The organism is Anoxybacillus flavithermus, assembly GCF_002742685.1.
Classification (GTDB): domain Bacteria; phylum Bacillota; class Bacilli; order Bacillales; family Anoxybacillaceae; genus Anoxybacillus; species Anoxybacillus flavithermus_E.
Genome location: NZ_PEDM01000035.1, coordinates 1 through 26,998, shown reverse-complemented (window position 1 = coordinate 26,998; position 26,998 = coordinate 1). Strand labels below are relative to the sequence as shown.

The window sequence follows — 26,998 nt, the reverse complement described above, 5'->3', positions numbered from 1 at the left end:
GCCTTCGCAGTTCGGGACTTTCACCCTATAGATTGCACCCATGCCGAGCACACCAAAAAAGGACGCCTAAGCGACGTCCTATTCGTAAAACATGAAAAGCAAATCAACGCCATCCCTCTATCTTTTTTCCATGATAATCTTTCGATACATTCCCTTCAACATCACCGGTTCGTCTTCTACTATTCGGCATTCGTGTTGACATGTTTCATATAGTTGCTTAAACGAACGACCGATATCAGTGCCCATTAGCTGAAGAAATGGGCGAGTGGTTCGTTTCAGTACGGAACGCTTTGAATCAGAAAACTTATCAAATATAACTATTCGCCCTCTTCTTTTTGTCACACGCACCATTTCTGCCATTGCTTGATGAGGGTCTGGAACAACAGAAAGTATTAAACTGGCGACTACGATATCAAACGATTGGTTCGGAAACAATAAATGTTGTGCGTCCATTTGCTTAAATTCAACAGATGAATACCTTTCTTTCGCCTTCTTTAGCATGTCTGGCGAATAGTCGATCCCTATCGCATGAATATGCTCTAGAGGGAAAAACTCCAAATCAGCACCGGTTCCAATCCCAACAAACAATACATTACTCCCTTTTAGAATCTCCATTCCATCAAATACTCGCTTCCTTGCTCGATAAAACGCCCCTTGGTTAAAGAAGAAATCATAAATGGGTGCCCAACACTTGTAGATAAACGCGTTCCAACGGTTGTTCATGAGTGGAGTCCTTTCTGAATTTTTTAAGAAAAAGAATGAAAAAGTTAAGAACAGTACCCCTCAGGCCTAATCTATGATTCTTGCAAGTTCTCAGCATAATTACAAACTAAAATTTAACCCGTAAACAACGTAACATATCAAAAGTATCCATATATAGCACGTTGAATGCGCGACAAACATTCGGAATGAGGATTCTCCTTTTAGAATTGGGCTCAAATTGTTCATGTGTCACGGATTCAGGATAAAGCCATTCACCATTTGTGAACTGCTTTCCTTCCTCATCTCTCCACTAGCGTGCATAAAGAATAAGTTTTTCTAAATCGATGACAGCGCCAATATGCAAAAGACAATCAAGTCCTATAATCGCATCTAGCTCTACTCCGTACTCCATCGCACCAAATTCAATTTCAAAATTTGCTGCTTTCATGGATCCTATCATGATTTCATCTACAATTTTTGCGTAAACAAATTCCGTTCCCCCCACCCCGCTAATTCGATAAATAGAATCGTTTTCTTCTGGAACGATTCCAATTGTTGCTGCTTGATCAGCAGATACGATGGTGCCTGTTGAGCCGGTATCGATTAACGCTCTTTTTAACTCAATCGTTTTATTTTTATGGGTTAACTGCAATGTAGCGAGCAACATCCCTTCTTCGATACGAAGCTCTATCATCCTCGGCGCACTCCCGTCCATGTTCTTTCCACAATATTTGTTTCTTTGCGATTCGTATGAAGAACATACAATTCTCGATGAGGATTTTCCTTATGAAGATGTTTATACTCACTCATTGCTTTCATTGGGTCCGAAAACGTTTCAATCGGGATTAATTTGTTTAAAACACGTTCGTTTTTCTCATTTGTATAGGCATCCACCGCCTCAATAAGCACCCAACGATTTGGAAAAGCTTTCCGAATCTCTTCCCACTTCATCGTCTTTCACCCATTTCTTTTTGCTTTTATCTTAACACAAACAAAGAAAAAGCGGATCTTTTTGACAAACCAAGAGTCTGTAGGAATCGTGTAGGGGCGATGACCTTCCGCCACTCCCTAAACTAAAAACCAAATCGTCACCCAAATCGCCGCTACGGTGCATAAAAGAAAACTTGCTTGCAGCTTCGTTCTTTCTTGCTTATTGTTAGAAACAGAAAATATATACTTTCTTGCACCCGCTCCAATGGCTAACGTACCGAATAAAAGCAATGTGAGCCCGAACAAAAAGAGCCGATTCGGAAATTGCGTTGCTTCGAAAATTCCAAAAAGAGCTAATCGAAACGATACATACGTGACTGCCGCGACGCCAATCGTATAGAATAACATCACTGCCCATTTTTTCATTTTCCTTCTCCTTTGTTTTTGCTCCACTTCCTAAAAAACATATACGCCTTTTGTTTCTTCTTTCCTCTTTCGATGCATACAAATCATGAAACTGCACAGATTTAGCAGCCCGCTCACACGTATAATCAAGTAGGAGGAGGTAATTAACCTCCGTCCTCTCACACCACCGTACGTACGGTTCCGTATACGGCGGTTCAATCAAGATCAGTGACGCAAGAATTTTTTTATTCAAGAGCATCGTTCTTCTTCCTTCCGTAAATAGCTGATCTTCTTATGCCAGTCGTCACTCCAGCCTCCAAGAGATCCCCCACGGGATTCACCGTTTCCTTTCTCTTGGGAGGCACTTCGTTTTCTGTGTTCATCATGACGGACTGAATGCCAAGGGCTATTTTCTCTTGATTGTTCGGTCCTTCCGAATCGTTCTAGACCGATTCGTACTATGACCTCTGCTGACTTCTGATGGTTCAGCTACTTATCGCTAAGTAGGTTGTGAAGGGTACTTCACGTATCCATCAGACCTCCTCGGGTAAGAGTGCAATCTTTCCTTCCATAGACCGGAAGTTTGCCGCTCGCTTCCTTCAGATTCCGCGTCACCACGGACACCCTTGCGTTAAGCTAACTGCTACTTCTGCCTTCGCAGTTTGGGACTTTCACCCTAGAGATTGCACCCATGCCGAGCACACCACCAAGAGGACGCCTAAGCGACGTCCTTTTCACAGCGCCAAATGAATCATTCCATCTGCTTCGATTTCACTTTTGACACTCTTTCCACTTTGACAACTTTTCGATCGACACGACGTAAATCATTTCGACCAACATAACATACATCGTTTCGATCACCACGACGCAAATTGCGCAACATTGTTGAAAAGTCTCGCCATTGATTAAGCACCGCTTGAATGAGTTGCACCGTTCCATAACAAGCATCCGTATTTAATATTTCGTCGTCCGTATGTTCCCACTCATATCCTGCAGATAAGTTTACGCTTTGAATGCCATGTTCTGCCCAAATTCTCGTATCGCTACTTCTACCAGCCGTACATGTCCAATGAGTTAATCCAATGTCACGAGCTACTTGTTCAAAAAACTGTCCGTAGCGAATATCGCAAAACGGCCGAATCGTGCCGCATGATGTGACTATATCCCCACTTCCCCGCCGATCAACAACAATCGCTGCATCAACGTCCCATAGAAAATATTCCTCTAGCTTCCGCGCTCCAACAAGCCCGCACTCTTCTTCTACGGTAAAAACAAATTTTATCGTTCCGTTAAATGAAGATGTGTCAAGCCATTTCGCCATTTCAAGCAATACCGCCACCCCAGCGCGATCATCCGCTCCTAAAATGCCTTTACTGCTCGACCAAATCGCCCCTTGTTTCACAATCGTTCTTCCTGGCGCGAATGCTTCTACCGTATCTAAATGAGCGTTCAACAAAATCGTCGGTCCATGTCCGGTTTGGCATTTCTTCTGTGCAAGCAAGTTTCCGTATTGATCTGTTGTGATGCGATCGACATATGGCGCAAGTTTCTCATATACGACCGAACGAATATGATGTTCATTTCCACTTTCCCCTGAAATGCTAAGCAACTCTTCCAATGTATGCAAAAACAACATTTTTCGGATATATTGTTCGCCTTGTTCTAACCAATCGACTTGTACGTTCCGCATGTGCTCGGCGAGATCAAGAAGCTGCTCTCTTTTTGTCAAAAATACGACCTTATGAAAACGAGAATGTCGCAAGTGAACATTAACTTGAAGTGCATTCAACAACTGCAACACTTTCTCGATATTTGTCCGCTCATCCAAACACACATAAGGACTTCTTTCCTCATGCCCGTCACAGCAAAAAACGGTACGTAGCCCCAAACGATTCAACTCACGAATGATACCGCTCATATACGTATCTAACTCAAATACTTTCGGCTCCTCTACCCCAATCGCCTCCCAAACGCCACGCTGAGGAAAATCGACTGCTTTCAGCCATTGTTTTTCGCTAATCGGTGGGCTATCAATCGTTAATACATCGTTCCAAAACGTATAATCGACATTCGCTACATCCAAACTTTTCAACAAAAACTCGACGTTTTCTTTTCTCTCGTTTGTACAAATAAACTCATTCGGATGCTTTTCCTCCACAACAAACCCTTGGCGAATAAATAATTGATTCCATGTTTTCATCGCATCATCGCTCCTTTTCATCATTTACAAACTTAGTATAAAAAAAGAGCGATGACACACATGTCATCACAAATCGTCACGAAACATAAACGTATAATCACTTCGATACATAAGGATATAATCGACAAGACCGTTATAATAGTAGGCGGTTTCCCCTCGAAACTGACATGAGTCGATCATATCGGGCACTCGAACGCGACTTAGCCTTTCCCGAAGACGCCTTACTTTTTGAATAAACGTATTTGTGCGAATCCCGTCATTCTCTCTACGCCGAAAAAACACCTCTACATCATATTTCGTTGCCGGACGCTCTTGATTTGTTTTCACTAAAAAATAACAAAGCATCTCCGCAGGATCGCGTGGCAAACATACTTCGCTGCCGTTATAAGCTACAACGTTTTCACAATCAGAAAAATAAAGAACAACCGTATCTCTAGGAGGATCCATCATGATTTCTTCACATTCTTCTTTTGAACAATACGCTTTACCAGCCGGTGTCCATTTCGTAAATGCCTGCATCGTTAAAATATTTTCGTTTCGCTGTAGCAACTCATGCAAAAACGAAAGTTCCGCAGGTTTCTCTTGATCGTTTATATAATCAGGAAATTTCTCAAGCGATCGATACGTTTTTTCTGCGATAAACAAGGCGCTATTCGCTAAATACAGATGAGCATAATATAGCTGTCGTTCATTTAAGCAAAACTCCGAATTCGAATACGTCTTTTGATATTCAAGCGCTTTTTCAAAGTAACGCTGCGCCTTTGCGTACTCTTTCTCCTTATACGCTAAAAACCCGAGACGATAATGGGCAATCGGATTTTCCGAATCATATCTTAACGCTTTTTGAAACGCTGTTTTCGCCATACGCTCATCTTTTCTAAGCTGTGTTTTCAAATACGTTCCATAATGAATCAAATAACTCACGAGCCGTTTTTTCACATACTCAAATCCATGTTCCTCTTTTTCCTCTGCGGAACAACGGAATAAGTAACGGTACATGTTTTCATACACATCGACAATTTCATGATAAATCCAATCTTTTGCCTCACCGCTATTCAACTCTTCAAGAAGCTGTTCTTCACGGTCGTATAATTCATCTAGGGTCATTTGTGTTAATCTTCTCATAGAAATGCTCCTTCATCTATTAGTCGCTCGTACCGTTGCCTACGGTAGCCAATCTCTGAATCTCCCAACGACTAAAGTCGCGGGGTTCTTGCGTACAAAAGGGCTTCTCGTACACCTGCGTGCAGAACCCGCCTTTGTTCCGCAAGACCCTACTCGATGGTGCCTTGCGCCCTGTGCGTCCGATTCAAGACGATGAAATGTGATTCACCCCTATGCCTAAAGACAGGAGCTTTCTCGCTAAAATCACGTAAACTAGCTCACGTTTGTAAGTGTATCTGTATCAATCTCAATATTTACAAGGCTGGCGCCGCTAGGCAAGAGTTCCTTTAGCTTTTCGACAGAAGAAGCAATAGGGATGTCCTCCCCTATTTCTTCCATATAGTCGAGCACTGTCAACAATACATCCTCTGCCATCTCTACAGCCTCCACCAACGTTTCTCCAAAGGTAAAGCAGTTGTCCAAATCTGGAAAAGTAACGATATAGCCATCATCCTCTTCGTCTTTTTGAATGATTGCGTAAAATTGATATACAGCCATTGATTATCCTCCGGTGGTTCATTGTTCATGGACATCTTGCCAACAAATCGATTATTTGTCGCTGGCGTTCTTCTAAAATCTTTGGCTCAATAAATACGTTGCTCCCTTCGAAAACGTTCACAATCTGTTCCGTATATAACGCCCTCAAAACAACTCATCATGTCGTGAAGCATCATCATATGTTTTCAATTTCCATTCTAAATAAGGCTACCTTAGCTTTTCTCTATAACAATTTTTCGGTACATACCTTTCAGTATGACCGGCATATCCTCTACTATTCGACATTCTTGATGGTACGCTTCATATAGTTGCTCAAACGAACGACCGATATCGGTCCCTAATACTTGAAGAAATGGACGGATGATTCGTTTAAGTATCGAGCGCTTTGAATCCGAAAATTTATCGAATATAATGATTCGTCCTCCACTTTTTGTGACACGCATCATTTCAGCCATTGCTTGATGAGGATGTGGAACAACCGAAAGGATTAAACTAGCGATTACGATATCGAACGATTGGTTCGGAAACAATAAACGTTGTGCGTCCATCTGCTTCAATTCAACAGATGAGTATTTTTGTTTTGCCTTCTTTAGCATATCTGGCGAATAATCAATTCCTACCGCTCGAATATGATCTAGCGAAAAAAAACGCTAAATCAGCACCTGTCCCAACTCCGACAAATAATACACTGCCCCCTTTTGGAATTTCCATTCCGCCAAACACTTGTTTTCTTGCTTGGTAAAATAACCCACGATTAAAAAAGAAATCATAAACGGGCGCCCAGCATTTGTAGATAAACGCATTCCAACGATTGTTCATGTATGGGGTCCTTTCTTTTTTGAAATCATGCGTTGTAGAAAATCGAGAACCGAAATATTATCACTAGCGATCTACATTAGGGGTCCATAAGTTATCAAAACCGTTTACAACAGAATATTCATACAAATTTTCTAATTTTTCCGGTCGATACATTTCGAATTTTCTTTGAACTATATCTTCTTTCAAATTAACAAGTCTCTCATTACGTTCAATGAGAATATTCAAAAAAGACGGTTTAGCGACCTGATCTCGCTTTGAAATATTGCAATTGCGACATGCTAGCACTAAATTCCATAAGTGATCTGCTTGTACAAAGCTCCACGGTATAAAATGATCAACATGGACGACTGCTCGGTTACCTAATGTTTTTCCACAATAAAAACATGCATTCTCTCCTAAAGAAATAAGAATATGGTAAAATTCATCAAGCGAAGACCTTTTTGAAACGTTTTCGACCTTCATTAACATATGAACCGTATCCTCTGCTTTATTGTATTTCTCTAAAAGCAAGGCAAGATGATAGTTCGTCAAATACGTAAGCACCTTTTGGTATTTCAACATAAACTTATACACACTACCATTCAATCTCATGTACTCTCTCTTCAAATCAAATTCATAAATAACTTCTCTTGAATCCCCGTAAAGCGCCCCTATTACATAACGTTTGGCTTTCCTTTTTATTTTTTGCACAAGCTCTAACTGCAAGATCAAGGAAAGTTTGTCAAAGCGAAAGTTGTCTGGAATCCCGTACTTTTCTCGGAAGTTTGTTAATACCTTCTCAATTTCTGAACTTTTCACTGAATGATTCCCTTGTCTTAAATGATGATGTATAACTAGATTCCAGTAAATTTTTGTGAAAGATTCAAACAAAAGATCATAACTCAATTCTAAATTTTCATTTACATTATATAAATTTTCAATGATCGATTTAATCAGTCCAAATTTATAAGTTGTTGTGTTTTTCGATTTAGAAGAGAAAAAAACATTAAACATCTGCCAAATCTGCTGTTCTGTTAAATAGTGCTCTTTAATCTCCCCAATCTGTAAACTCCAACCCACCTTAACTCCCCCATAATCAACAGAGATAACTATACAGACGGAAGTACGTTTTTATATTAAAACCATACATCATCATCTTCTGGATCTAATGGCTCTAACAAATATTCCCCATAAAAAAAATCTTCACACCCTTTTTCACAGTAAAACCAAGCAATTCCATCATCTATTCTTACCTTTGCTTGTGCGCCACACTCGTCACATTCAATATTCTCTTTTTCTATTTTTTCTTGAAACATATCCATTAAACAATTTTCGCACATCATTTCGATATGGTTTATTCTCAAATCACCAGTTTCAAATAATTCGATATCTTTACGATTACATTTCGTGCATTTTTCCATCTCATTAATCCCCTTTCATTTCACCAAAAAAGTTGTCAACAGCTGATATTATATGATAAATTAAGTAACGAAACAATATTACGTACGTAATAAGAGAGGGTTATACATATGGATTATGATTTTACGTACAATTTCCCTGCTGTACGAGGAGTTCAAGCAAACCGTGAGTATTATGTAGCTATGTGTCCTTTAAAATTAATACCTAAAATTTTCTTGTTTGATGAAGAAGAAATCCCCCCTGAATTTCGCGCTCAGCGGCTACTAAACAGAAATAGGATACCTGAAATAACAAAGTATATTCTAGAAAATCCAAACGATTATGTGTTTTCTTCCATTACTGCATCTGTAGATGGTGAAATGAATTTTATCCCATATGACCATACAAACAATAAGAATATTGGAAGGCTCGTCATTAACATGGATGCTCGATTTCTCATTAACGATGGTCAACACCGTCGAGCTGCTATTGAAGAGGCTATCAGCATAAATCCTGATTTAGGAAATGAAACCATTTCTGTTGTCTTCTTTCACGATCAAGGTTTAAAAAGAAGTCAGCAGTTATTTGCAGATTTGAACAAACACGCTGTGACCTCTACAAAATCCATTGGAATTTTGTATGACTGGCGTGATGAACTATCAATCATCACCAAAGAAATCATTCAATCAAATGATTTATTAAGAATATTGACTGATATGGAAAATTCATCATTATCAAAATTCAGCCCAAAAATCTTTACACTTAGCGCGATCTACGCTACTAATAAAAATTTAGTAGCCTTAAAAAAAGGATCTAGAATTTCAGAAGATACAAAGAATTTCTTGAAAAGGTTTTGGGATATTTTAACACAAAATATTAACGAGTGGCAACTTGTGTTCAATAAACAAATGACCGCTCACGAGTTACGAACTAACTATCTATGTTCTTATGGGATTATACTTGAAGCAATTGGAATGATCGGCTATGAACTTCGTATAAACAACCCAAAAAGCTGGGAACATATACTTAAAGATCTTGGACGAGTTGATTGGAGTCGATCCAATACTTCTCTTTGGCTCCACCGAGCCTATAATAAAAATGGTAGAATTAACAAAAATCAACAATCAATCAAATTAACAAAAAATCAAATCAAAGCCCAGTTAGGATTACCATTAAGCAAAGAAGAAGAACAGCTAGAATATGAATTTCTTAAAAAGGAGTTTTAGAAATGGCTCTAAACTATTTCTCTAAGTACAAAAAGGAAGATTTATATAAAGATATTCAAGAAGTCTATAAGTCTGATAACCGTCCATGGGTAATTGGTTTTAGTGGTGGAAAAGACTCTACTGTTGTTGTACAAGTTGTATTCTACGCTTTATCGTCAATGAGCAAAGGAGATTTGATAAAGCCTGTATACATTATTTCTTCTGATACAATGGTCGAAAATCCAAAAGTATCAAAACATATTAATGAGCAATTATTAAAAATTAAAAAGTCAGCAAAAGACTTAGAACTACCTATACATGTAGAAAAAGTGATGCCAGATATAAAAAACACTTTTTGGGTTAATCTTATCGGTAGAGGATACCCCGCTCCGAGACAAAAGTTTCGATGGTGTACAGATCGGTTAAAGATTGATCCAGCAAACACCTTCATTCTCAATAAAGTATCTGAGTTTGGAGAAACTGTTGTAGTTTTAGGTGTAAGAAAATCAGAGAGTGCAACGAGAGCTCAGGTAATGAATACTCATAAAATAGAAGGGAAAGTATTACGCAGGCATACTAAACTCCCAAATTCGTATGTTTATGCTCCTATTGAAGATTTTTCATTAGATGATGTTTGGACATATCTCTTACAAGTTCCGAACCCATGGGGAGCAGACAATCATGATCTGTTGGCACTATACCAGGACAGCCAAGGTGAGTGTCCTCTAGTAATTGATCAATCAACTCCATCGTGCGGGAACAGTCGTTTTGGATGTTGGGTGTGTACAGTCGTACAAGAAGATAAATCTTTGAAAGGCTTCATCGAATCTGGGGACGAGTGGCTGACTCCTTTGCTTCGTTTTAGAAACTGGTTATCTGAGAACCGTGATAAAGAAGAAAATCGCGAAAAAAAGCGAATGAATGGTGCTGTTTACTTAGTTGGTGACGACGAAAATAAACGTAAGGGCTTAGGACCGTATACACTTGAGTATCGCAAAGAGATCCTGAAAAAACTTCTTGAGACCGAAAAAGAGTTACAACATCCAGACTATCCAAAATATGAACTCATCACTTTAGAAGAACTAAAAGAAATTCGGCGAATCTGGTTCAATAAAGGAGATTGGGAAGACTCTGTCGTCACAATTTATGAAGAAGTATACGGGAGAAAGCCTGAATGGAATATTGAGAAAAATGAATTCTTAGAAAAAGAAGATATAAACCTACTAAAACAATTATGTATTGAAGAAAAAGTGGAGTTTGAACTAATGCAGAAGCTGATTAATTTAGAATTCGAACATTATGGTTATAAACATAGACATGGAGTTTTAAAAGAAATCAATCGAGTTCTCAACGAAGAATGGCTACACTTTGACAAGTTAACGGGTGAAAAATATGCGAATCAATAAGTTGGTAATCAATAACTTTGGAATATACTACGGACATAATGAATTTTCATTTGGTGAAAAAAACGAAAGAGGTAACATCATTTTAATTGGTGGTGAAAATGGTGCTGGCAAAACCACTTTTCTATCTGCTATCAAATTAGCAATCTACGGCCCATTGTTTCTTGGATATAAATCTACAAACAATAAGTACATGGAGTATATTAAAGATAAGATCAACATATATGCACTTTCAGAAGGTGTAAAAAAAGCAAGTATCGAAGTAGAGTTCACGATCCGCAATCATGGTGAGAAGGAAAATTATAAAATCCACAGGGAATGGAGAATCAATAAAGATTCTTTTAAAGAATATGTTCAAATTTACAAAGATAATAATATCTTCAATGAAAAAGAGGCTGAAGAATTTTACAACTTTTTAAGACGCTATTTACCACCAAGTCTGTTCGATTTTTTCTTTTTTGATGGAGAAAAAGTACAACAATATGTATTGGACTCACGGTTTGAACAGAATGTAAAAGAAGCGTTTATGACTCTTTTTAATTTGGACCTGTTTGATATTCTTAGAGACGATTTATTCAAATACTTAAAACAAGAAAACGTCTTCTCAAATCTAACAGATGAACAAAAACAATATACGCAAATTGAACATGATTTACGTAATCAAGAAACTGTAATTCATCGATTAGAAACAAGAATAGCTGAATTAAAAGAAAAGTTAAAAGACACACAAGTGAGAATACAAGAATTAGAGCGCGAATTCTCTAGTCATGGGGGCATGATTGCGCGCGAACGTGAGGAGTTAAATAATAAAATTTTTTTGATGGAACAAGAAAAGAGACAAATATCCGAAGAAGTTAGAGAGATCACTGCTTCCCTTCTACCTTTTGTTATCACTAAAAAACTTGTTCAACAGGCAATAACTCAGCTTGAGAATGAAGAAAGAGTACAAAAATATGAAATGTTAAAAGATGAGTTCGGTCAACAAACTCTCCCACATTTACTAAAAAGTTTATCTCATAAATTTTGTATTACTGACAAAGATGGAAATGAGGCTTCTTCAGCCTTTATGAATGAGATAAGTACTAAATTATTTAATCTACTGAAACCAGTAGGAATCAATATAGACAAGTTCCAAATCATTCATGGAATGACTAGAGAACAAAAACGTGCTATGCACAAGTTGTTTGAATCTGTTCGTCAATTTAGTGGAAAAGATATAGATCATTATTTCTTAAGAATGGAACATCTCACTCATGAAATTTACAATGCGAAAAAACAAATTGAGCACAATGTAAAAGATGATACTCTAAAAGAAATTGTCAACAAGCTCAATGAAGAACATCGTCTTCACGAGCAAATCAAGTTTGAGATTGAAAACAACGAAGTTAAACTTACAGAAGCGGAAAAATTCTATCATGAACTTGTTGCACAAAAAGAACGAATAGCGAAACGAGTATATAAAGCTCAAAAAGACGGTAATATTTTTGAATTGTGCCAAAAACTTAATGTAGTTTTGACTAAATACCAAGAAATTCAAGTTAATAAATATCTCGGAACAGTTGAAACATACTTCTTACAAATGTTTAATTCATTAATGCGAAAAGGACAATTTTTAAATTCATTTAAAATTGATCCTTATACTTTTGAAATGACTATGCTTAATCATACGAATAGTCAAGTGTTTAAACATTCCCTTTCTGCCGGAGAAACACAAATATTCTTTTTATCTCTATTATGGGCATTATTAAAAGCGTCCAAACAACAGATTCCGTTAGTATTAGATACTTTATTTGGACGTCTCGACCGCACTCATAAGGAAAATCTTATAGATAAATACTTACCAATTGCAGGAGAACAAGTAATCATTCTCTCAACGAACACTGAAATCGATGAATATTATTACGAAAAAATTAAACCGCATATTCAACAAGAGTTTGTATTGTGTTTTAACAGAGAAACAAATCGGGTAGAAATTAATCACAACTATTTCTTTCAAAAGGTGATGAACTAATCTATGCAATTTCGTCTCAAAACATCCAAAGATACAATGAAAATCTTAAAACAAATGCAAATAAATACAAATTTGACACCAAACATTTTAGCAAGGTTGGCTATTTCTTTCTCTTTGTTATTAGAAGACCCTATTGAAGAATTTGAGTCAGATACAAACGGATTAGAGTTTAATCGAAATACTTTGACGGGGGTATATGATTTTGCATATAAAGCAATTATTGCTCAACAACTTGGAAGAGCCATTACTGACGAAGAATATTTCCCTACTCTTATAAAAAAACATTTAGATCGCGGTGCGAAATTACTCGAAAATGAATACAAATATGCTGGAAATTATGAAAAATTTATTAGGAGTTTAGCTAATTTCGAAATGGAGATGATTCGATGATATACTTAGATAGTAGTGCCACAACCCCCATCGATCCAGAAGTAAGTAAAGCTATGTGGCCTTATTTAAACGAAGAGTACGGAAATCCTTCAAGTAAATATTATACATTAGCAGAAAATGCGAAAAGGGCTGTGGAAGAAGCAAGAGGCCATGTGGCCTCACTTCTTTCCTGCCAACCGAATGAAATTATTTTTACAAGTTGTGCGACTGAAAGCAATAATTTTGTTTTAAAAGGAGTCGCTCACTATTACAAAAATAAAGGGAAGCATATTATCACATCTAAAATTGAACATAAATCGATACTTGAAACGTGCAAGTTCTTAGAGAGCGAGGGTTTCGAAGTAACGTATTTAGATGTTGATCAATACGGCCAGGTACAGTTGGAAGCTCTTAAAGATGCGATTCGTGAGGATACAATTCTTATTTCGATTATGTGGGGAAATAATGAAATAGGTACTCTTAATAATATCGAGGAGCTTGCCAAATACGTGAAAGAACATCATCCATATATATTTTTTCATACGGACGCCACCCAAGTGTTAGGAAAAATAGAAGTTGATTTGTCGAAAGTACCCGTTGACTTCCTTTCGCTATCTGCGCATAAAATGTATGGACCAAAAGGAATCGGTGCATGCTTCATTCGCAAACGAGAGTTAGGTTTACGGACAAAAATTACACCGCTTTTGCATGGCGGAAGTCAAGAAGATGGTTATCGTTCTGGGACATTAAGCGTTCATAATATCGTCGGTCTTGGAAAAGCTGCTGAAGTCGCAAAAATTCATTTAGAAGAACACCGAGCTAAACTGTTAGAACTTGAAGAATATTTAGTATCAATGCTCAAACAAGAATTTCCGGACATAAAATTTAACGGGCATCCAGAACAAAAAATCCCTGGAGTTATTAATTTTACAATACCAGGAATAAACAATGAACTAATTATTCGGGGGCTTAAAGACGAATTTGCTATTTCTACTGGATCAGCATGCTCAATTAATGAACCGTCTTATGTACTAGGTGCTATTGGTTTAAATGCTTTAGAAATCAAAAATTCTTTTAGAATTTCGTTGAATAAATACCTCGATAAAAATAAAATAGATCATTTTATCCAGAATTTAAAGAAACATGTAGAGCGCCTAACAATATAAAAGCAGCCGAGTCATAACGCTTGGCTGCCTTTTATTAATCAATACATTTTTTTACAAAGTAAAGCACATATATCAGAGAGTATTTATTGAGTATTTATTTTATTTCTTATATAATTACAACTTTTATACTGTATGTTTTTGAATCAGATAAAGCAAGTAATTATCCGCACTTGAGAGCTGTTTTATTTCTTGATTCATAATTTCAAGTCCTTGTTCAACGCAACTTAAAATCAGCCTATCCAATTTCTTTTCGTCAATTTGTGTCTGAGCCTTATCGATAATTAAATGTTTAACTAACAGAATCTCATCCGCCTTTGCAATAACACTAACAGGAAATTCAAAATCAGAATGTTCTCGTTTAACCTCCTGAATCGCTTCTGATTCAGTTAATCCTTTAGCAAAGGCTAGCCTAAGAACTTCTGGACGCTCCATTTCTAATTCAGTCATCACGACTTCAAGGATTTCATAACCGTGTTTCGATAATTTTACGCCAGCCATGGATTTGTCACCTTCTCAAAAAAGTATCCTTCTTCTATTTTTGTGTACTTTTCGTGTTCATCAAATGTTAATAAATACGATTTTTCAATAAATGGAGCCAGCTCCTCATAAAAATCTTGAGTAATTTCTGTGTCAGTCGATAGAATGATCACTTGGTCACTCAATTTAGTGAAATAGTGATTCACAAGATTAGACCGATGAATGCTATCCAAACGAGCAAGTGGAGTATCAATCACAAACGGTATTTGTTTTCCTGATACCTTTGTAAGCGCCCAAATCATCGCCAGAGCAATGAGTTGCTTTTCCCCCTCAGATCTTGACATCAAATCAACTACTTTTCCCTCTTGATCATAAATGGTAAGCGTGAATTTTTCCTGGTGAAATTCTACTTTTCCAAATTCATTTTTCCTAAACATTTGTTCAATGATCGCTTCAACAGCTAATTTTAACTGTTTCGCTTTTAATAATGTGACTCGATCAATAAACTCTTGAGTAGCATTTCGAAGACGGTTTGTTAAATCAATTTTTTGCTCAATTGGACCCGGTTTATTTTTTTCCTGTTCTTTCTTTGTAATTTCACTTTGAATCCGAAAACGTTCATCTCTCAGTTTGCGAATAAGAGAGTATAGCTGCTTTTTCTTTATGCGCAGTTCCCCTAATCTCTGATTACATACTCTAATTTTCTCATCAATCTCTGACGTATCGATCTCATCAGGTGCATCTTCTAATTGAGACTGATATTTACGCAGCATTTCTTCAGCTTTTTTCATTTCTTCTATTATCGGCTTTATATCCCTCGATCTGGCCTCAGGATAATTAATAAGTGTTTGATAATCTTTATTGGATACATCGTGAATAGTTTGAATTTGTTCTTTAAGAACACTTCGTTGAATATTATTTAATCTTGCCCACACTTCTCTTCCATTTATCTTAAGTTGTTTTTTTTGTTTTTCTGTCAACGGAGGATCAATTTCAACTTCTAAAAGCTTGACAATAAAATTTTCATAGTCAACAAATTGCAGCTCTTCTCTGTACTTGGCTTCGAGATACTCTTTTTCTCTTTTTAGATTTTGCTTCAAAGCACGTATTGCAGGAAGTAAAATGAGTTGTTGCAAGTCCCTTTCTTTAAACTTTTTCAAGAAATCCTTATGATGCTTTAGTTTTTGCTCATGTTCCCCAATCCATCTATTCAATTGTTGTTTAGTTGCACTGGAGCTAGAAATCATTTGTCTACGCTTACGTTGTAACTCTACTTCTTCTTCACTTAAATTTGCTATTTCTTCATTTATCTTTTGTTCCTCATTTTCAAACCTATCTAATTTTTCATTTATTTCTTCCAAGCGTTCAAACAAACTCTTAATATCTTCATCTTTCACCTGTTTTCTTAAGTCGTTTGTTAATTCTCTTGAAATATGATCTAGATCTTTTAATAATTGATTGTAAAGTTCTAAAGAAACTACTCTTTGAATCGCCTTAATTGTTTCAGACTGCTCTTGTTCTCCTACTAAATCACGAATCTTTTCTGCATCAAAAATGAAAAACTGCGACACATCCATAGGGATTCGCTGATCAATGAATTCATAAAAAGCTTGTTCAGTTGTGGCAATTTCTCTGATTTTTTTGAGTTCCTGATTTAGTTCATATACACGACGTATCTCTTTTAATTCATCATGATTAAATATTACCTCAATTGCATAGCTTCCTGTTTCATCAGTAAACGCTAGCTCAATCGATCCTTCCTTCCCACCTTCCATAATATGTTTCTTATTTACTGCATTTCTCAGGAGTTCGTTATATTCTTTTTGCTTAAACTTTCTACGTCCATAAAAACAAATAAAAATAGAATTAATTAGGGATGTTTTTCCATGACCGTTGAGCCCACCGATAAGAATAATATTTCTTTTGTGTACAGAGAAATTATTTTTTTCTTTATTTTTGTCGCGAAAATACATTGTTTGTTCTCCATAGTACGGTCGATAATTTTTAAATCTAATATATTCAAATATCATGGATTCCCCCCCTATCTTATCCAATTGTCAATTTTACTTTTGATTTCTTTATAAATCCCTCTTCTTGTTTCCATATTTCGATCTGCATATTCTTTTTCTATATTAAATAATTCCGTGAAATAAGAAGGTTTAAGTTTGTATTTCTCACATATCTCTTCTATGATTTTTTTTTCTTCAACGTGCATGATTTTTATCCCTGCCTTTTAATTGGTATTGCTTATTATCACCATTGTATTATACTATAAAAATCAGAAAATATATAGTAGGTGGGATTGAAATGGAAATACTATGTTCGCCCAACACAGGTGATATCGAAAAATGGATTGAGAATTATCTTATCTGTAATAATTCAAAAAAGAACTTACATATCGTACCAACACTTATTTTATATCGTAGACGAATGAATTTTTACAAAAAGAAATATATCAGGGGAATTGAAGAAAAAATACGTGAGAAACATGTCGGATTATACGAAATGGATAATTTCCTACAAGACCTCGTTACGAAGAGTGATCTAAAAGTTCTATCTAAGCGTGAATCCTTAATTCTTATTGAGCGTATTCTTTCAGAAAACCAATATACTAACAACTTAGCATGGAGGTTATCAATAACAGACCTTTCAGACTGTTTCTTGATACTTTCACAAACAGGTCTGACTATCGAACAGATTCGCACCCTAGATCAATCTGATTCATGGCAACTTGTGTGTAATTTATACAAACAATATACAACAACACTCTCACAAAACAAATTGTTAGACTTTGGTCAAGCAAGTGTTCAATTAATAGAAAAGTACGACTTCAACGATTTTGAAATGCTCTTGCTGGACGGGGCTTTTCTACCAATTCTCCCCAAACATCAGATGTTGATTAATCGTTTTAAATCTTTAAATAAACCTATAAAATGTTTTCTACCTGTCGACTTAGATATAGAAAAGCATCCAGCCTTTGAAGCCATTAAGAAAACATACGGTAGTTTTGTTCCCATTTCAAATTGGCAGTCTATTAAAAATGAAAAAATGAAACTTAATGTTTCAGAAAAACTAGCAATATCTATCTTTCACTCAAAAGTTAAAGATATTGATGATCGTTCTGTGGAAATTTTGCGTTTCACCTCTCAAGAAGAGGAACTAGATAGAACAGTTGAACAGGCAGCTCAACTTATCCATCAAAAATCAATAAAACCAGAGAAAATTGCTATTTTAACACCGAATCCAATGGAGTTGAGACCTGTAGTTCGTGAGTTATCAGAAATTTACAATCTAAAAGTACTGGTCCCTGAACGTCCTTTGATCCAGCTGCCACATGGTAGAGCTATTAACAATCTTTTAAAAATTTATACAGATGACCAAATTGATGCTTTGGGGATAGAGCATATTTTCGATATCAAAATGTTTACTGATTTGATCCATGCAAATTTCTTCGAGAATTTCAAGGAGCTAATCAGACCATTTGAGATTCTAAAAGCTTTTTTTGAAGATTGTAAGTCATTTAGCGAATGGTATAATACGCTTGAACAACTGATTCGTGCAAAGTCGCAGCTCGCAGAGGAATTTCTTCATCATCCTCTCTACCATGTTACTGAAAAAGAGCTGCTTCATTTAAAAAATGCTGTTGAAATTATAGAGAAAGTGAGCAAAGAATTAATCACTTGCGATCAAATGACGTTCCGTGATCATATGTATGACTTGATCTCCTATATTCAAAATTCACCTTTTATTGGCTGTATCGATCCAGAAATTGAAACACGTTTGTTATCCATTGCAGAGAATTTATCATCGGATCACCATCTACTAGTTAGTCGAAAAGAGTTTGCAAAAAGAATTCATACTATTATGACTGACAAAGAATACGAGAAAATGGATAACAGGGATTTAGATAAAATTTCAGTAACAGGACCAAACAATGTTGAATTCCAAGAATATGAATACGTTTTTTTGACACGTTTCACACAAAATATGTATCCGGAAACAATTAAATATCGTTGGCCAATCAATTTAAGTATAGAAAGGAAAATTTTAAATCAAACGACTGCTCAAAGATTCCCTAATGATATATCTTTAGTTCATTATTATCTTGATAGATCTATCTATCATTTTTATATCGCCTTAAATGCAGCTAAAAAGAAACTGACTATTTCCTATTCAAAATTCGAAGATGGTATCGAACTATCCCCTTCCCATTATCTAAACGACATTGCTAGTTGTTTGGGTATTGAAGAAGATAGTTCTAATTCAAAAGAAACAATTGAGGATTTGTTAATGCGTGCAGGTTTTTTATTTGAAGGTAGTAGGATAGCTCAACAGACCAATATAGTAACAAAACAAGTAAAACCAAAACCTCTCGGACCAGATACAGTTATTACCATAGAAGATATAGCTGTTTATAGATTTTGTCCTAGAAGATTTTATTATGAAAAGACTATCTCAGATGAACACATTTACTCAACGATATTCCATTTACAAAATTTCGCTGTTTCTTACTTATACGAAGAAGCTGTAGTAAAGCTAATAGAAAAATTCCCAGATATATCTGTTCAAAAACTAAATAAAATCGAGAGAGCGTTGCCAGCACTAATTCACGAAGCAGAACTTAAGATTAAACCATTCTTTCCAATGGGACAACGCTTCTGGGAAGACGTCAAAATGAGAACCAGCGTCCACTTATCAAATTTAATTAAACAAATCTTGTCGCAAGCTAATCACAAAAGCGCGAAACTTTCATTGAAGACCCAAAGTCACACTGTAAAAATCGATTCTTATGAATTTCATGGAGAAAGACAGTTAGAAGTAAGATATGGAACCTCAACCCATTATTACGCAATTAAAAATATGAGAAAAATACTATCATTTCATACAAATGATCATCGTGAGGAACAACAACGGTTAAAAGAAATCAAAGATGATTACTTTAACTTACTTAGCAACTTCTGCCGCAAAGAACATGTTGCTGAAGAAACATTACACTACTATGCGAAAAAGTTCTCAACAAATCAATTTCCAAAGAACACCGGATCCCATTGTAACTATTGCGCTTTCCAAAAAGCCTGTAAAGAAAAGGAGATTCAAACCAATGAAACTGACTGAAGAACAACTAGCAGTCATTAATGAAACAAGCAGAAAAATTTTAGTAAAGGCTGGGGCGGGTACAGGGAAAACAGAAATTCTCACCCGCCGAATTATAAGACTTATTGAAAATGACCCCTCCTTATCTATTAGGGATATGGCTATTATTACTTTCACCAACAAGGCTACTGAAGAACTACAAACTCGCTTGAAAAAACGAATTTATCAAAAGTGGAAAAATAGTTCTTCTAACGAGGAAAAGCGAAGATTTCGGTATGAATTAGAATCTTTAAATTACTGCCAAATATCTACAATTCATAAATTTTGTAGAAATATTTTAGATGAAATAGGTCCATATTATAATGACTATCTTCTATTCAATCCTAATTTTTCTATAAAAACACAATCGCACAAACAAGTGATTGAGGAAGTTATTGAGGAATGGATTAAGCAAAAACGGCAACATCAAAAAACTATTGAACATCTAAATATAATGCCTATTCACAAATTAAAAGGAATTGTTACCCAAGCTTATCAGTTACTGCGTACAAAAGGGCTAGATATTTTACAAGTCATTCAGAAAACTAAACGCTATGCGAATTTAGAAGAATCCATACAAAGAAGATTAAAAAATGAGTTGCTAGAATTAATTGAACAAATTCACACTCGGCATATGAAATACAAATATTATTTTTTAGACACTGATGATCTTCTCGAATATTGCTATAAAATTCTTAAAGAAAACCGGAGTGCTTTAGAATTTGTTCAAAATAAATTCAGATACATTTTTATTGATGAATTTCAAGATACATCTTTATACCAGGCTGAAATGGTTAAGCTAATATGTGAGGATCCCGAGAGATCTCCCGCGTTATTTGTTGTAGGGGATTTAAAGCAGTCAATTTATGAATTTCGTGGGGCAGACATTGACTCATATTCTCAAATAGAAGAATGGATTAGAGAAGATGGGGTTGTCCTAACTTTATCCACAAACTGGCGTTCTGAACCTTATATAGTATTTTTTGTAAATCACATATTTGACAATATTAAGAAAGAAAATGAAAAGTATGTTTTTTATCAAGAACCCCTAAAACCAAGAGAAAACAAGAATGAGATTGATTTTTCAAAAGTATGTCAATGGATTTTATGTGACAAAAAAGAATCTCAAGCAAAAAAAATTGCTGAATGGATACAGGAAGAATTAGAAAATAATGTCGCTTCAAACTACTGTATATTATTTAGGAAAAATTTCGAAATGAGAGATTTTATAAAAGAATTCTCAAACAAAAAAATTCCTGTGCGCATAGTTGATAGCGGGGATTTCTTCAATCAAAAAGAAATTATTGACGCGCTAAAAATTTTACAATACCTTAATACCCCTTTTCTTAAAAAATATCTTATAGAAGCTATCGATACTATGTTCATTGATCACGAAGAGACTTTGCAAAATCTATACAATAAAATCCATTGTCAACTAAGCATATGGACACCGGCTCAAATTCTAGATTTTATTTATAAGTTTACAAATATTAAGAATGGTTGCTCTACTCAAATTTATGCGAATTTAATAAAGTTAAAACAAATGGCAAGAAAAATAAGTTCTAATGAAAACATCACTTTACAACAATTTATCGATTGGCTTTCAGCAATGATTCAGTCAGGTAAAGATGAACCCCAAGCCAATGTTTCTGAGCAGGTTAATTCGAAAGAATATGTTACGTTTATGACAATCCATAAAGCAAAAGGATTAGAGTTTCCAATTGTAATTTTACCCAACTTAGATCAGAGTATTAGCCAACAAGCATTGAGTCCAGAGATATTAGTACACCGTGATCAACAGACACTAGAATTTTCGTACACAACATATTACTCTACATCTTCCAATATCATTTCAAAAGGATATGAGGAGGCCGTTTCTCTAAATCGATATCAAACTTATTCTGAAGAATTACGTGTTTTGTATGTAGCCTTAACTAGAGCGAAAGAAAAGTTAGTTCTTGTTGGAAGCAACAATTGTCCTAAAACAAAAATTTGTTTTCAAAACTGGCTTAAAATCGATTAGCGCTTTGCTAATCGATTTCTTATTTTTATGGTCAATAACGATTCCTCATTAGCTGTAAGCATAATATTTGTTTTAAACTTTAGCGAATTTTTAATTAAGCGACTAAATATTTGATAATCATCCTTACTCTGTATTGTATTGATATCAATAAAAAATAAATAATCGAACATATAGCCACAATCAACAGTTTTTAAATCCGTAACCCGAATAGAAAATGCTTGATTAGGGGTTAGCAAGTTTAGATTTTGTAAGGCACTATCAATAAATTGTGCAATCGTTCCTTTCCTTAAGGGGCGATTAGTTGGATAAATTATCCCTATCAACTGGGCTTCTCCTGAACGTATCAAATGATTCGTTTTATTAATAACGAACTGAAACTCATCTATATAATGCTCAAATAAGAAAAAGTTAACTTGAGGTTTTGATATATATGCTATATCATCTGAAATACATGAATCGACCTCTTCGGTAACATTGATAATCGGATATATACATTGACTAATAATTCTTGCTTCTCTTTCTGTCAATCCTTCTGAGATGAACAAACGACCTGTTAAGCCAAAAATTCTATTTATAAAGTCTTCTCCCTCTTCCAAATCATTTTTACAAAATATTTGATCCTTAGGGATAACTCTGTCAATTCCCATATGTTCCACTTCATCTATTGATAAATTTGGGAACATACATGCAATAGCTATTGGGATTTTTAATTTCCCTTGATAATCGCCACTTTTTTGTAATAATTCATGTTCTTTCGATAATAAAGTAATTAAAGTATTTCTATATTCTATCGCTTGTTTGATCGGAGATTTAACACTTATAATTTTACCTTCTACATCTATTTTCCAAAAGTCAGTACTAACTTCTTTGATTGACTTTCTCAAGTAATCTTTTACTTCCACGACCACAATTCCTTGATATTTATGAAACAAAATAAAATCCGGTTGTTTTCCATCAATAATTGGTTCATAGTAAACTGTCCATAAATCATCTAGAAATTTTTCAAAAAATTTCACTAATCTCTCTTCTCCACGAGTATGTAACTGAAGATCTGTCGGAATAACTTTGGCCATAAAACATCCTCCTTCTGATGTCGAGAACGACTCGATCTCGCCGTTTGAACATTCCCCTGTAAATTGAACAGCTCGAACTCTTGCTCCTTCTTCCTTCCTCTCAAAATACACATGCAATCTATACTCACAAATTTCTTGTATCCATTAATGTAACGCAATATTTCCTCATCCTCTTGTACAACGATGGAAAAGTTGAGCGAGAAAACGTTATTTTCAAGTGCGACAAGTCGTCGGAACTGCCGCTCCATTTGGTCATCAACATTTTGGTGTGGAATCATCAATTCTACTTCTTCTAACTTCGTCCATTGTCGCACGAGATTTGTATGACGTTGATGATAATCGTCATATTGTTGTTCATATTGCTTTAACGTTTCGGTGTTTACTTGCACCGTTTGTTCCGCATAAAAAATGGTTAAAAACTCATTCATCACTTGAGCAAATACACTTTCTTCCACCCATTTAGGCACGCCAACATTCCATTCTACACCGCTCGTTAACGCAGAACGCGATAAATTCGACGAACCGATAACAAAATACCCATCATTTTGATTTTCAAATAAATACGCTTTCGGGTGAAAAGAAAAACCGTCACTTTTCCATAACCGAACTTCAATATTCGGATGGATCGTGATAAGCTGGCGCAAGGCTTCAGGTTGTGTGACATATAAATAATCGCCAGTGCAAATTTTTATGTCCGCGCCCCGCTCCGCTGCACGTCGGAGCGGTTCTTTCATGACCTCCACACCCGACTTCATCACAAACGACGTTAAAATATAAATTGTTGAAGATGTTTCGATATACTCGTTTAGCTTTTCGATCAAATGACGTTTAATAAACTCGACTTTACTCATCATGTACCTCAATCAAGAAAATTTTCTCTTTAAACCCTCCACGTTTTTCGGCTTTCGATGCACGAACCGCTTCGACTTGTTCCATCGTTGCCCCATGGCATTCAGCAAGCGCATGAATAATTTCCAATAAATCAGCTAACTCTTCCACCGCTGTGACATCATCTGATGCATTCATATATTCTTCTAATTCCTCAAACGCTTTTTTTCGCAGTTCTTGGCGATATTCTTCATCGGTTAATGTTCGCATCGTAAACGACTTCCCTGCTTCTTCAATAATTTTAGGAATCAAATCTCGAACCAATTTATTATAAATAGGCATCGTATCCTCTCCTCTACTTTTTCTTCATCTGTTACATATTTTACTAGAATTTTTTCATATATAAAAGAATCATCATAAAAAAGGAAAAACCGAGGATTTCTCCCTCGGTTTTCAATACTCCCCCTCTAACAGCTCCCGCAATTCTTTCACATATTCCTCCGATCCGGTGACGATCATGCGGTCGCCGATGCGCATTTCGGTGTCGCCGTGTGGAACGATCGATTCGTGCCCGCGGAAAATGCGGACGATGATGCAATCGCCGAGAAATGGGAATTGGCGGAGAAGCACACCGTGATAAGCCAAGTTGTTCATTTCGATTTCGTGAAGTGCGATATCTCGTTGTGTTAACATATGGACAACATTTGGTGATTCGATAAACGCTTTTAACATCGCTCCGGCTGATAGGGCGAGAGAAATCGTTTCAACGCCAACATCCTTTAATTGTTGAACAACCGATGGTGACTCTGCGAAGGCGATGACGCGCGGGGTTCCTTGCTCTTTTGCCCATGTTGCGATTTGGGCGTTCGTCTGTTCGTTACCTGTTAAAACGACGACAACGTCAGCTGTTAGTGCATCATGTGTTTGTAACGTTTCGAATGAATAATCATCGATATCGACAATCGGGAAAATGTGTTCCGTCTGTTCCATTTTATCTTGGCGAATATGATACAACGTTGTTTCATATTCATCTGGAGACAAATCACGAACAGCTGCAAGCGTAAATTGATTTGTACCAATCAATTTGATAACCTTTTTTCGCTCTTCTTTTTCCACTCGATACAACTTTTTGAACATAATCGGTGAAACGACGCTCGTGAGCACAGCGACTAAAATCAAAGCGCCTTTCATATTTTCATCAATCATCCCCATTCGCTCTGCGATCGTTGCTGCGGCAATGACGAGCGAAAGCGTCGAAACGAGTAAAAATCCTGCCGCAAGCGTCGTATGGCGATCATACCAAATGCGTAACATGTACACCGGAACGACTTTAGAAATGGCAAGCGCGATAAATAAAAGCGGAATCAGCAATAAAATATCGAATTGCGTAAACAATGGACGAAGATCTAAATTGACACCGACCATCACAAAAAAAATCGGGATAAAAAAGCCGTATCCAAACGAGTCAAGCTTATGAACGAAATCTTGATTTGGTGCTAATAATGAGACAAGAACACCGGCAAGAAACGCACCTAAAATATTTTCCGCACCAAGCGTTTCTGATAAAGCGACGAGAACAATAATCAACGCAAATACAGCGCGCGTGCCAATTTGAATCGTCCCTTTTGCCATCGTTTCGATAAATGAGCGTTTTTTGAAATATTTCCCTGCAAAATAAAACAAAACACCAGCCAGAAATAAACCGAGCAATAACCATATGCTTCCATGACTCGGATCATACGTCGATACAAATACAGCTAAAAGAACCATTGTTACTAAGTCCGCAATAACCGCAATTAATAAAATCGTTTGCCCAATCGTCGTTTTCATGAGTTGGGCATCTTTTAACGTTGGAACGACAACGCCAAGCGAAATCGTAGAAATAATAAGCGTCATTAAAAAGGCATTATCGATATAACCGAGCCAAACGAACATGTATGAAAGACCGAGCGAAACGAGAAAAATGCCGAAAAATATGTTGGAGGCGACAAAAAATGCATTCGGCTCTTTTTCTCCTTTTTTCTTCGTTTTACTAGCAAAAGCAGAAAAATCAATTTCTAACCCGCTTAAAAACATTAAAAACAAAAACCCTAACGTCGATAACGTCTCGAGCCACATATCTTGTTCAACAATATTGAACCCCGTCTTCCCGATGATAATCCCTACAATAATTTCCGCCACCACGACAGGAATCATGTGCAGACGAAAACGATGCAATAAAAGTGGCGTGAGGAAAGCGGCAACGATGACAATAACTAATGATGAAAGCGATGCATGCATCATTCATCCCTCCTTCCAATCTTTTCACCCATTATATAAGTTTGTGAGCAAAGTTACAATTTTTTCGCATAAACGGGGCAACATAAGAAAAAAGAAAGGAAGATGCATCATGAAACTACACGGATTTAACAACTTAACAAAGTCGCTTAGTTTTAATATGTACGACATTTGTTATACGAAAACGGCAAGCGAGCGGGAAGCTTACATTGCATACATTGACGAAGTGTATAATGCGGATCGGTTGACGAGCATTTTAAAAAATGTGGCGGATATCATTGGCGCGCATATTTTAAATGTTGCCAAACAAGATTACGTGCCACAAGGGGCGAGCGTCACCATGCTTATTTCAGAAGGACCGATTGAAGTTCCAAAAGAACAACCGCCTGTGCCGCAAGCGGTCGTTTGTGCGCTTGATAAAAGTCATATTACAGTACATACATATCCGGAATATCATCCGAACGATGGGATTAGCACGTTTCGGGCTGATATTGATGTCGCCACGTGCGGAGAAATTTCACCGTTAAAGGCACTTGATTATTTAATTCGCTCGTTTGAGACTGATATTATGATTATCGACTATCGTGTACGAGGATTTACACGCGACATTTCAGGAAAAAAGTTATTTATTGATCACGATATTACATCCATTCAAAACTACATTCCTGACGACATTCGGAAACAATACGATATGATTGACGTGAACGTCTATCAAGAACATATTTTTCATACGAAATGCAAATTGCGTGAGTTTGATTTAGATAACTATTTATTTGAGTTATCAAAAGATCAGCTAACGAAAGAGGACGCAGACGCTATCACACATAAATTGCGCATAGAGATGGATGAGATTTTTTATGGAAAAAATATGCCGCATTCATGAATCGAGTAGGAGGAGGTGATTAACCTCCGTCCTCTCACACCACCGTACGTACGGT

26 protein-coding genes and 1 pseudogene are annotated in these 26,998 nt (G+C 36.3%); 8 read left to right on the top strand and 19 right to left on the bottom strand.

The features are described from left to right. Positions 1-117: 117 nt before the first annotated feature. From CS060_RS12235 to CS060_RS12185, 12 genes are all read right to left on the bottom strand, one after another. Entirely contained in the window at positions 118-723 is a 606-nt protein-coding gene (locus tag CS060_RS12235) for a class I SAM-dependent methyltransferase (RefSeq protein ID WP_035050786.1), read from the bottom strand. A 106-nt stretch (positions 724-829) separates the two neighbouring features. Beyond that, positions 830-955 carry a DUF4411 family protein gene (locus CS060_RS12230; RefSeq protein ID WP_082180343.1) on the bottom strand — a complete coding sequence of 42 codons (126 nt, stop codon included), beginning with the start codon at positions 953-955 and terminating at the stop codon, positions 830-832. Between the two features lie 57 nt (positions 956-1,012). Next, positions 1,013-1,396: a retropepsin-like aspartic protease gene (locus CS060_RS12225; protein ID WP_035050787.1), complete on the bottom strand. Its 384-nt coding sequence runs from the start codon at positions 1,394-1,396 to the stop codon at positions 1,013-1,015. After that, positions 1,393-1,653, bottom strand: a complete 261-nt coding sequence (locus CS060_RS12220) for a hypothetical protein (protein ID WP_019417554.1) — start codon at positions 1,651-1,653, stop codon at positions 1,393-1,395. The genes CS060_RS12225 and CS060_RS12220 overlap by 4 nt, the downstream gene beginning before the upstream one ends. A gap of 117 nt (positions 1,654-1,770) precedes the next feature. Continuing rightward, positions 1,771-2,058, bottom strand: coding sequence for a hypothetical protein (locus tag CS060_RS12215; RefSeq protein WP_021094943.1), 288 nt, complete (start codon positions 2,056-2,058; stop codon positions 1,771-1,773). 730 nt (positions 2,059-2,788) lie between these two features. Further along, the gene (locus tag CS060_RS12210; RefSeq protein ID WP_035049639.1) at positions 2,789-4,237 is read right to left on the bottom strand and encodes a M20/M25/M40 family metallo-hydrolase; all 1,449 of its coding nucleotides are present in this window, start codon (positions 4,235-4,237) and stop codon (positions 2,789-2,791) included. Between the two features lie 66 nt (positions 4,238-4,303). After that, positions 4,304-5,362 carry a tetratricopeptide repeat protein gene (locus CS060_RS12205; RefSeq protein WP_035049636.1) on the bottom strand — a complete coding sequence of 353 codons (1,059 nt, stop codon included), beginning with the start codon at positions 5,360-5,362 and terminating at the stop codon, positions 4,304-4,306. A gap of 252 nt (positions 5,363-5,614) precedes the next feature. After that, positions 5,615-5,899 (bottom strand): type II toxin-antitoxin system HicB family antitoxin, encoded by a 285-nt coding sequence (locus CS060_RS12200; RefSeq protein WP_035049634.1) that lies wholly within the window; start codon positions 5,897-5,899, stop codon positions 5,615-5,617. Between the two features lie 212 nt (positions 5,900-6,111). Continuing rightward, positions 6,112-6,495: a class I SAM-dependent methyltransferase gene (locus tag CS060_RS14415; protein ID WP_306559378.1), complete on the bottom strand. Its 384-nt coding sequence runs from the start codon at positions 6,493-6,495 to the stop codon at positions 6,112-6,114. 13 nt (positions 6,496-6,508) lie between these two features. Next, the gene (locus CS060_RS14410; RefSeq protein WP_306559377.1) at positions 6,509-6,718 is read right to left on the bottom strand and encodes a hypothetical protein; all 210 of its coding nucleotides are present in this window, start codon (positions 6,716-6,718) and stop codon (positions 6,509-6,511) included. Positions 6,719-6,781: 63 nt separating this feature from the next. Further along, positions 6,782-7,777: an HNH endonuclease gene (locus tag CS060_RS12190; protein ID WP_099669012.1), complete on the bottom strand. Its 996-nt coding sequence runs from the start codon at positions 7,775-7,777 to the stop codon at positions 6,782-6,784. A gap of 56 nt (positions 7,778-7,833) precedes the next feature. Beyond that, positions 7,834-8,118 carry a hypothetical protein gene (locus tag CS060_RS12185; RefSeq protein WP_035049631.1) on the bottom strand — a complete coding sequence of 95 codons (285 nt, stop codon included), beginning with the start codon at positions 8,116-8,118 and terminating at the stop codon, positions 7,834-7,836. A 108-nt stretch (positions 8,119-8,226) separates the two neighbouring features. On the opposite strand from CS060_RS12185, the gene dndB reads away from it, so the two are divergent. Genes dndB through CS060_RS12160 form a run of 5 tightly spaced genes read left to right on the top strand, consistent with a single transcriptional unit; the run spans position 8,227 to position 14,249 of the window. After that, positions 8,227-9,321 carry a DNA sulfur modification protein DndB gene (gene dndB, locus CS060_RS12180; RefSeq protein WP_035049630.1) on the top strand — a complete coding sequence of 365 codons (1,095 nt, stop codon included), beginning with the start codon at positions 8,227-8,229 and terminating at the stop codon, positions 9,319-9,321. A 2-nt stretch (positions 9,322-9,323) separates the two neighbouring features. Next, positions 9,324-10,706, top strand: coding sequence for a DNA phosphorothioation system sulfurtransferase DndC (dndC, locus tag CS060_RS12175; protein WP_035049628.1), 1,383 nt, complete (start codon positions 9,324-9,326; stop codon positions 10,704-10,706). Then, complete coding sequence (gene dndD, locus CS060_RS12170) at positions 10,693-12,714, top strand: DNA sulfur modification protein DndD (RefSeq protein WP_099669011.1); 2,022 nt, start codon at positions 10,693-10,695, stop codon at positions 12,712-12,714. The genes dndC and dndD (CS060_RS12170) overlap by 14 nt, the downstream gene beginning before the upstream one ends. A gap of 3 nt (positions 12,715-12,717) precedes the next feature. Continuing rightward, entirely contained in the window at positions 12,718-13,104 is a 387-nt protein-coding gene (locus tag CS060_RS12165) for a DndE family protein (protein ID WP_035049621.1), read from the top strand. Next, positions 13,101-14,249, top strand: a complete 1,149-nt coding sequence (locus CS060_RS12160; protein ID WP_035049619.1) for a cysteine desulfurase family protein — start codon at positions 13,101-13,103, stop codon at positions 14,247-14,249. The genes CS060_RS12165 and CS060_RS12160 overlap by 4 nt, the downstream gene beginning before the upstream one ends. 123 nt (positions 14,250-14,372) lie before the next feature. Here CS060_RS12160 and CS060_RS12155 read toward each other — a convergent pair whose 3' ends face one another. From CS060_RS12155 to CS060_RS14160, 3 genes are read right to left on the bottom strand one after another with little or no spacing between them, the layout of a single operon-like run. Beyond that, positions 14,373-14,747, bottom strand: a complete 375-nt coding sequence (locus tag CS060_RS12155) for a hypothetical protein (protein ID WP_035049617.1) — start codon at positions 14,745-14,747, stop codon at positions 14,373-14,375. Beyond that, positions 14,735-16,756 (bottom strand): DNA sulfur modification protein DndD, encoded by a 2,022-nt coding sequence (gene dndD, locus CS060_RS12150; RefSeq protein WP_099669010.1) that lies wholly within the window; start codon positions 16,754-16,756, stop codon positions 14,735-14,737. Before dndD (CS060_RS12150) ends, CS060_RS12155 begins: the two co-directional genes overlap by 13 nt. 11 nt (positions 16,757-16,767) lie before the next feature. After that, positions 16,768-16,941 carry a DNA modification system-associated small protein gene (locus tag CS060_RS14160; RefSeq protein WP_180271090.1) on the bottom strand — a complete coding sequence of 58 codons (174 nt, stop codon included), beginning with the start codon at positions 16,939-16,941 and terminating at the stop codon, positions 16,768-16,770. A gap of 92 nt (positions 16,942-17,033) precedes the next feature. On the opposite strand from CS060_RS14160, the gene CS060_RS12145 reads away from it, so the two are divergent. Together CS060_RS12145 and CS060_RS12140 are read left to right on the top strand one after the other, a co-directional pair. Further along, a complete protein-coding gene (locus tag CS060_RS12145; RefSeq protein ID WP_035049612.1) occupies positions 17,034-19,841 on the top strand; it encodes a PD-(D/E)XK nuclease family protein in 2,808 nt (935 codons plus the stop codon). Further along, entirely contained in the window at positions 19,828-21,882 is a 2,055-nt protein-coding gene (locus tag CS060_RS12140; protein ID WP_099669009.1) for a UvrD-helicase domain-containing protein, read from the top strand. Before CS060_RS12145 ends, CS060_RS12140 begins: the two co-directional genes overlap by 14 nt. Here the strand turns inward: CS060_RS12140 and CS060_RS12135 are convergent. The 4 genes and pseudogenes from CS060_RS12135 to CS060_RS12120 form a co-directional block, all read right to left on the bottom strand. Then, a complete protein-coding gene (locus CS060_RS12135; protein WP_099669008.1) occupies positions 21,879-22,955 on the bottom strand; it encodes a nuclease-related domain-containing protein in 1,077 nt (358 codons plus the stop codon). The genes CS060_RS12140 and CS060_RS12135 overlap by 4 nt on opposite strands. Before the next feature lie 248 nt (positions 22,956-23,203). Next, positions 23,204-23,806, bottom strand: a pseudogene (locus CS060_RS12130) (phospholipase D-like domain-containing protein); the annotation flags it as partial. Continuing rightward, positions 23,799-24,125, bottom strand: coding sequence for a nucleoside triphosphate pyrophosphohydrolase (locus tag CS060_RS12125; RefSeq protein WP_035049596.1), 327 nt, complete (start codon positions 24,123-24,125; stop codon positions 23,799-23,801). The pseudogene CS060_RS12130 and the gene CS060_RS12125, both read right to left, overlap by 8 nt. Before the next feature lie 111 nt (positions 24,126-24,236). Further along, entirely contained in the window at positions 24,237-26,063 is a 1,827-nt protein-coding gene (locus tag CS060_RS12120) for a monovalent cation:proton antiporter family protein (protein ID WP_035049641.1), read from the bottom strand. Positions 26,064-26,172: 109 nt separating this feature from the next. On the opposite strand from CS060_RS12120, the gene speD reads away from it, so the two are divergent. Next, the gene (gene speD, locus CS060_RS12115) at positions 26,173-26,943 is read left to right on the top strand and encodes an adenosylmethionine decarboxylase (RefSeq protein WP_035049594.1); all 771 of its coding nucleotides are present in this window, start codon (positions 26,173-26,175) and stop codon (positions 26,941-26,943) included. Positions 26,944-26,998: the final 55 nt, after the last annotated feature.

Bases quoted from the DNA above. Each gene is read 5' to 3' on its own strand.
- CS060_RS12205 (WP_035049636.1), bottom strand. From the start codon at position 5,362: ATGAGAAGATTAACACAAATGACCCTAGATGAATTATACGACCGTGAA.
- dndD (WP_099669010.1), bottom strand. From the start codon at position 16,756: ATGATATTTGAATATATTAGATTTAAAAATTATCGACCGTACTATGGA.
- CS060_RS12215 (WP_021094943.1), bottom strand. From the start codon at position 2,058: ATGAAAAAATGGGCAGTGATGTTATTCTATACGATTGGCGTCGCGGCA.
- CS060_RS12225 (WP_035050787.1), bottom strand. From the start codon at position 1,396: ATGATAGAGCTTCGTATCGAAGAAGGGATGTTGCTCGCTACATTGCAG.
- CS060_RS12145 (WP_035049612.1), top strand. From the start codon at position 17,034: ATGGAAATACTATGTTCGCCCAACACAGGTGATATCGAAAAATGGATT.
- dndD (WP_099669011.1), top strand. From the start codon at position 10,693: ATGCGAATCAATAAGTTGGTAATCAATAACTTTGGAATATACTACGGA.
- CS060_RS12135 (WP_099669008.1), bottom strand. From the start codon at position 22,955: ATGGCCAAAGTTATTCCGACAGATCTTCAGTTACATACTCGTGGAGAA.
- CS060_RS12160 (WP_035049619.1), top strand. From the start codon at position 13,101: ATGATATACTTAGATAGTAGTGCCACAACCCCCATCGATCCAGAAGTA.
- CS060_RS12140 (WP_099669009.1), top strand. From the start codon at position 19,828: ATGAAACTGACTGAAGAACAACTAGCAGTCATTAATGAAACAAGCAGA.
- CS060_RS14410 (WP_306559377.1), bottom strand. From the start codon at position 6,718: ATGAACAATCGTTGGAATGCGTTTATCTACAAATGCTGGGCGCCCGTT.
- CS060_RS12120 (WP_035049641.1), bottom strand. From the start codon at position 26,063: ATGCATGCATCGCTTTCATCATTAGTTATTGTCATCGTTGCCGCTTTC.
- speD (WP_035049594.1), top strand. From the start codon at position 26,173: ATGAAACTACACGGATTTAACAACTTAACAAAGTCGCTTAGTTTTAAT.
- CS060_RS12185 (WP_035049631.1), bottom strand. From the start codon at position 8,118: ATGGAAAAATGCACGAAATGTAATCGTAAAGATATCGAATTATTTGAA.
- CS060_RS12200 (WP_035049634.1), bottom strand. From the start codon at position 5,899: ATGGCTGTATATCAATTTTACGCAATCATTCAAAAAGACGAAGAGGAT.
- dndB (WP_035049630.1), top strand. From the start codon at position 8,227: ATGGATTATGATTTTACGTACAATTTCCCTGCTGTACGAGGAGTTCAA.
- CS060_RS12235 (WP_035050786.1), bottom strand. From the start codon at position 723: ATGAACAACCGTTGGAACGCGTTTATCTACAAGTGTTGGGCACCCATT.
- CS060_RS14415 (WP_306559378.1), bottom strand. From the start codon at position 6,495: ATGCTAAAGAAGGCAAAACAAAAATACTCATCTGTTGAATTGAAGCAG.
- CS060_RS12210 (WP_035049639.1), bottom strand. From the start codon at position 4,237: ATGAAAACATGGAATCAATTATTTATTCGCCAAGGGTTTGTTGTGGAG.
- CS060_RS12165 (WP_035049621.1), top strand. From the start codon at position 12,718: ATGCAATTTCGTCTCAAAACATCCAAAGATACAATGAAAATCTTAAAA.
- CS060_RS12125 (WP_035049596.1), bottom strand. From the start codon at position 24,125: ATGCCTATTTATAATAAATTGGTTCGAGATTTGATTCCTAAAATTATT.
- CS060_RS14160 (WP_180271090.1), bottom strand. From the start codon at position 16,941: ATGCACGTTGAAGAAAAAAAAATCATAGAAGAGATATGTGAGAAATAC.
- CS060_RS12155 (WP_035049617.1), bottom strand. From the start codon at position 14,747: ATGGCTGGCGTAAAATTATCGAAACACGGTTATGAAATCCTTGAAGTC.
- dndC (WP_035049628.1), top strand. From the start codon at position 9,324: ATGGCTCTAAACTATTTCTCTAAGTACAAAAAGGAAGATTTATATAAA.
- CS060_RS12220 (WP_019417554.1), bottom strand. From the start codon at position 1,653: ATGAAGTGGGAAGAGATTCGGAAAGCTTTTCCAAATCGTTGGGTGCTT.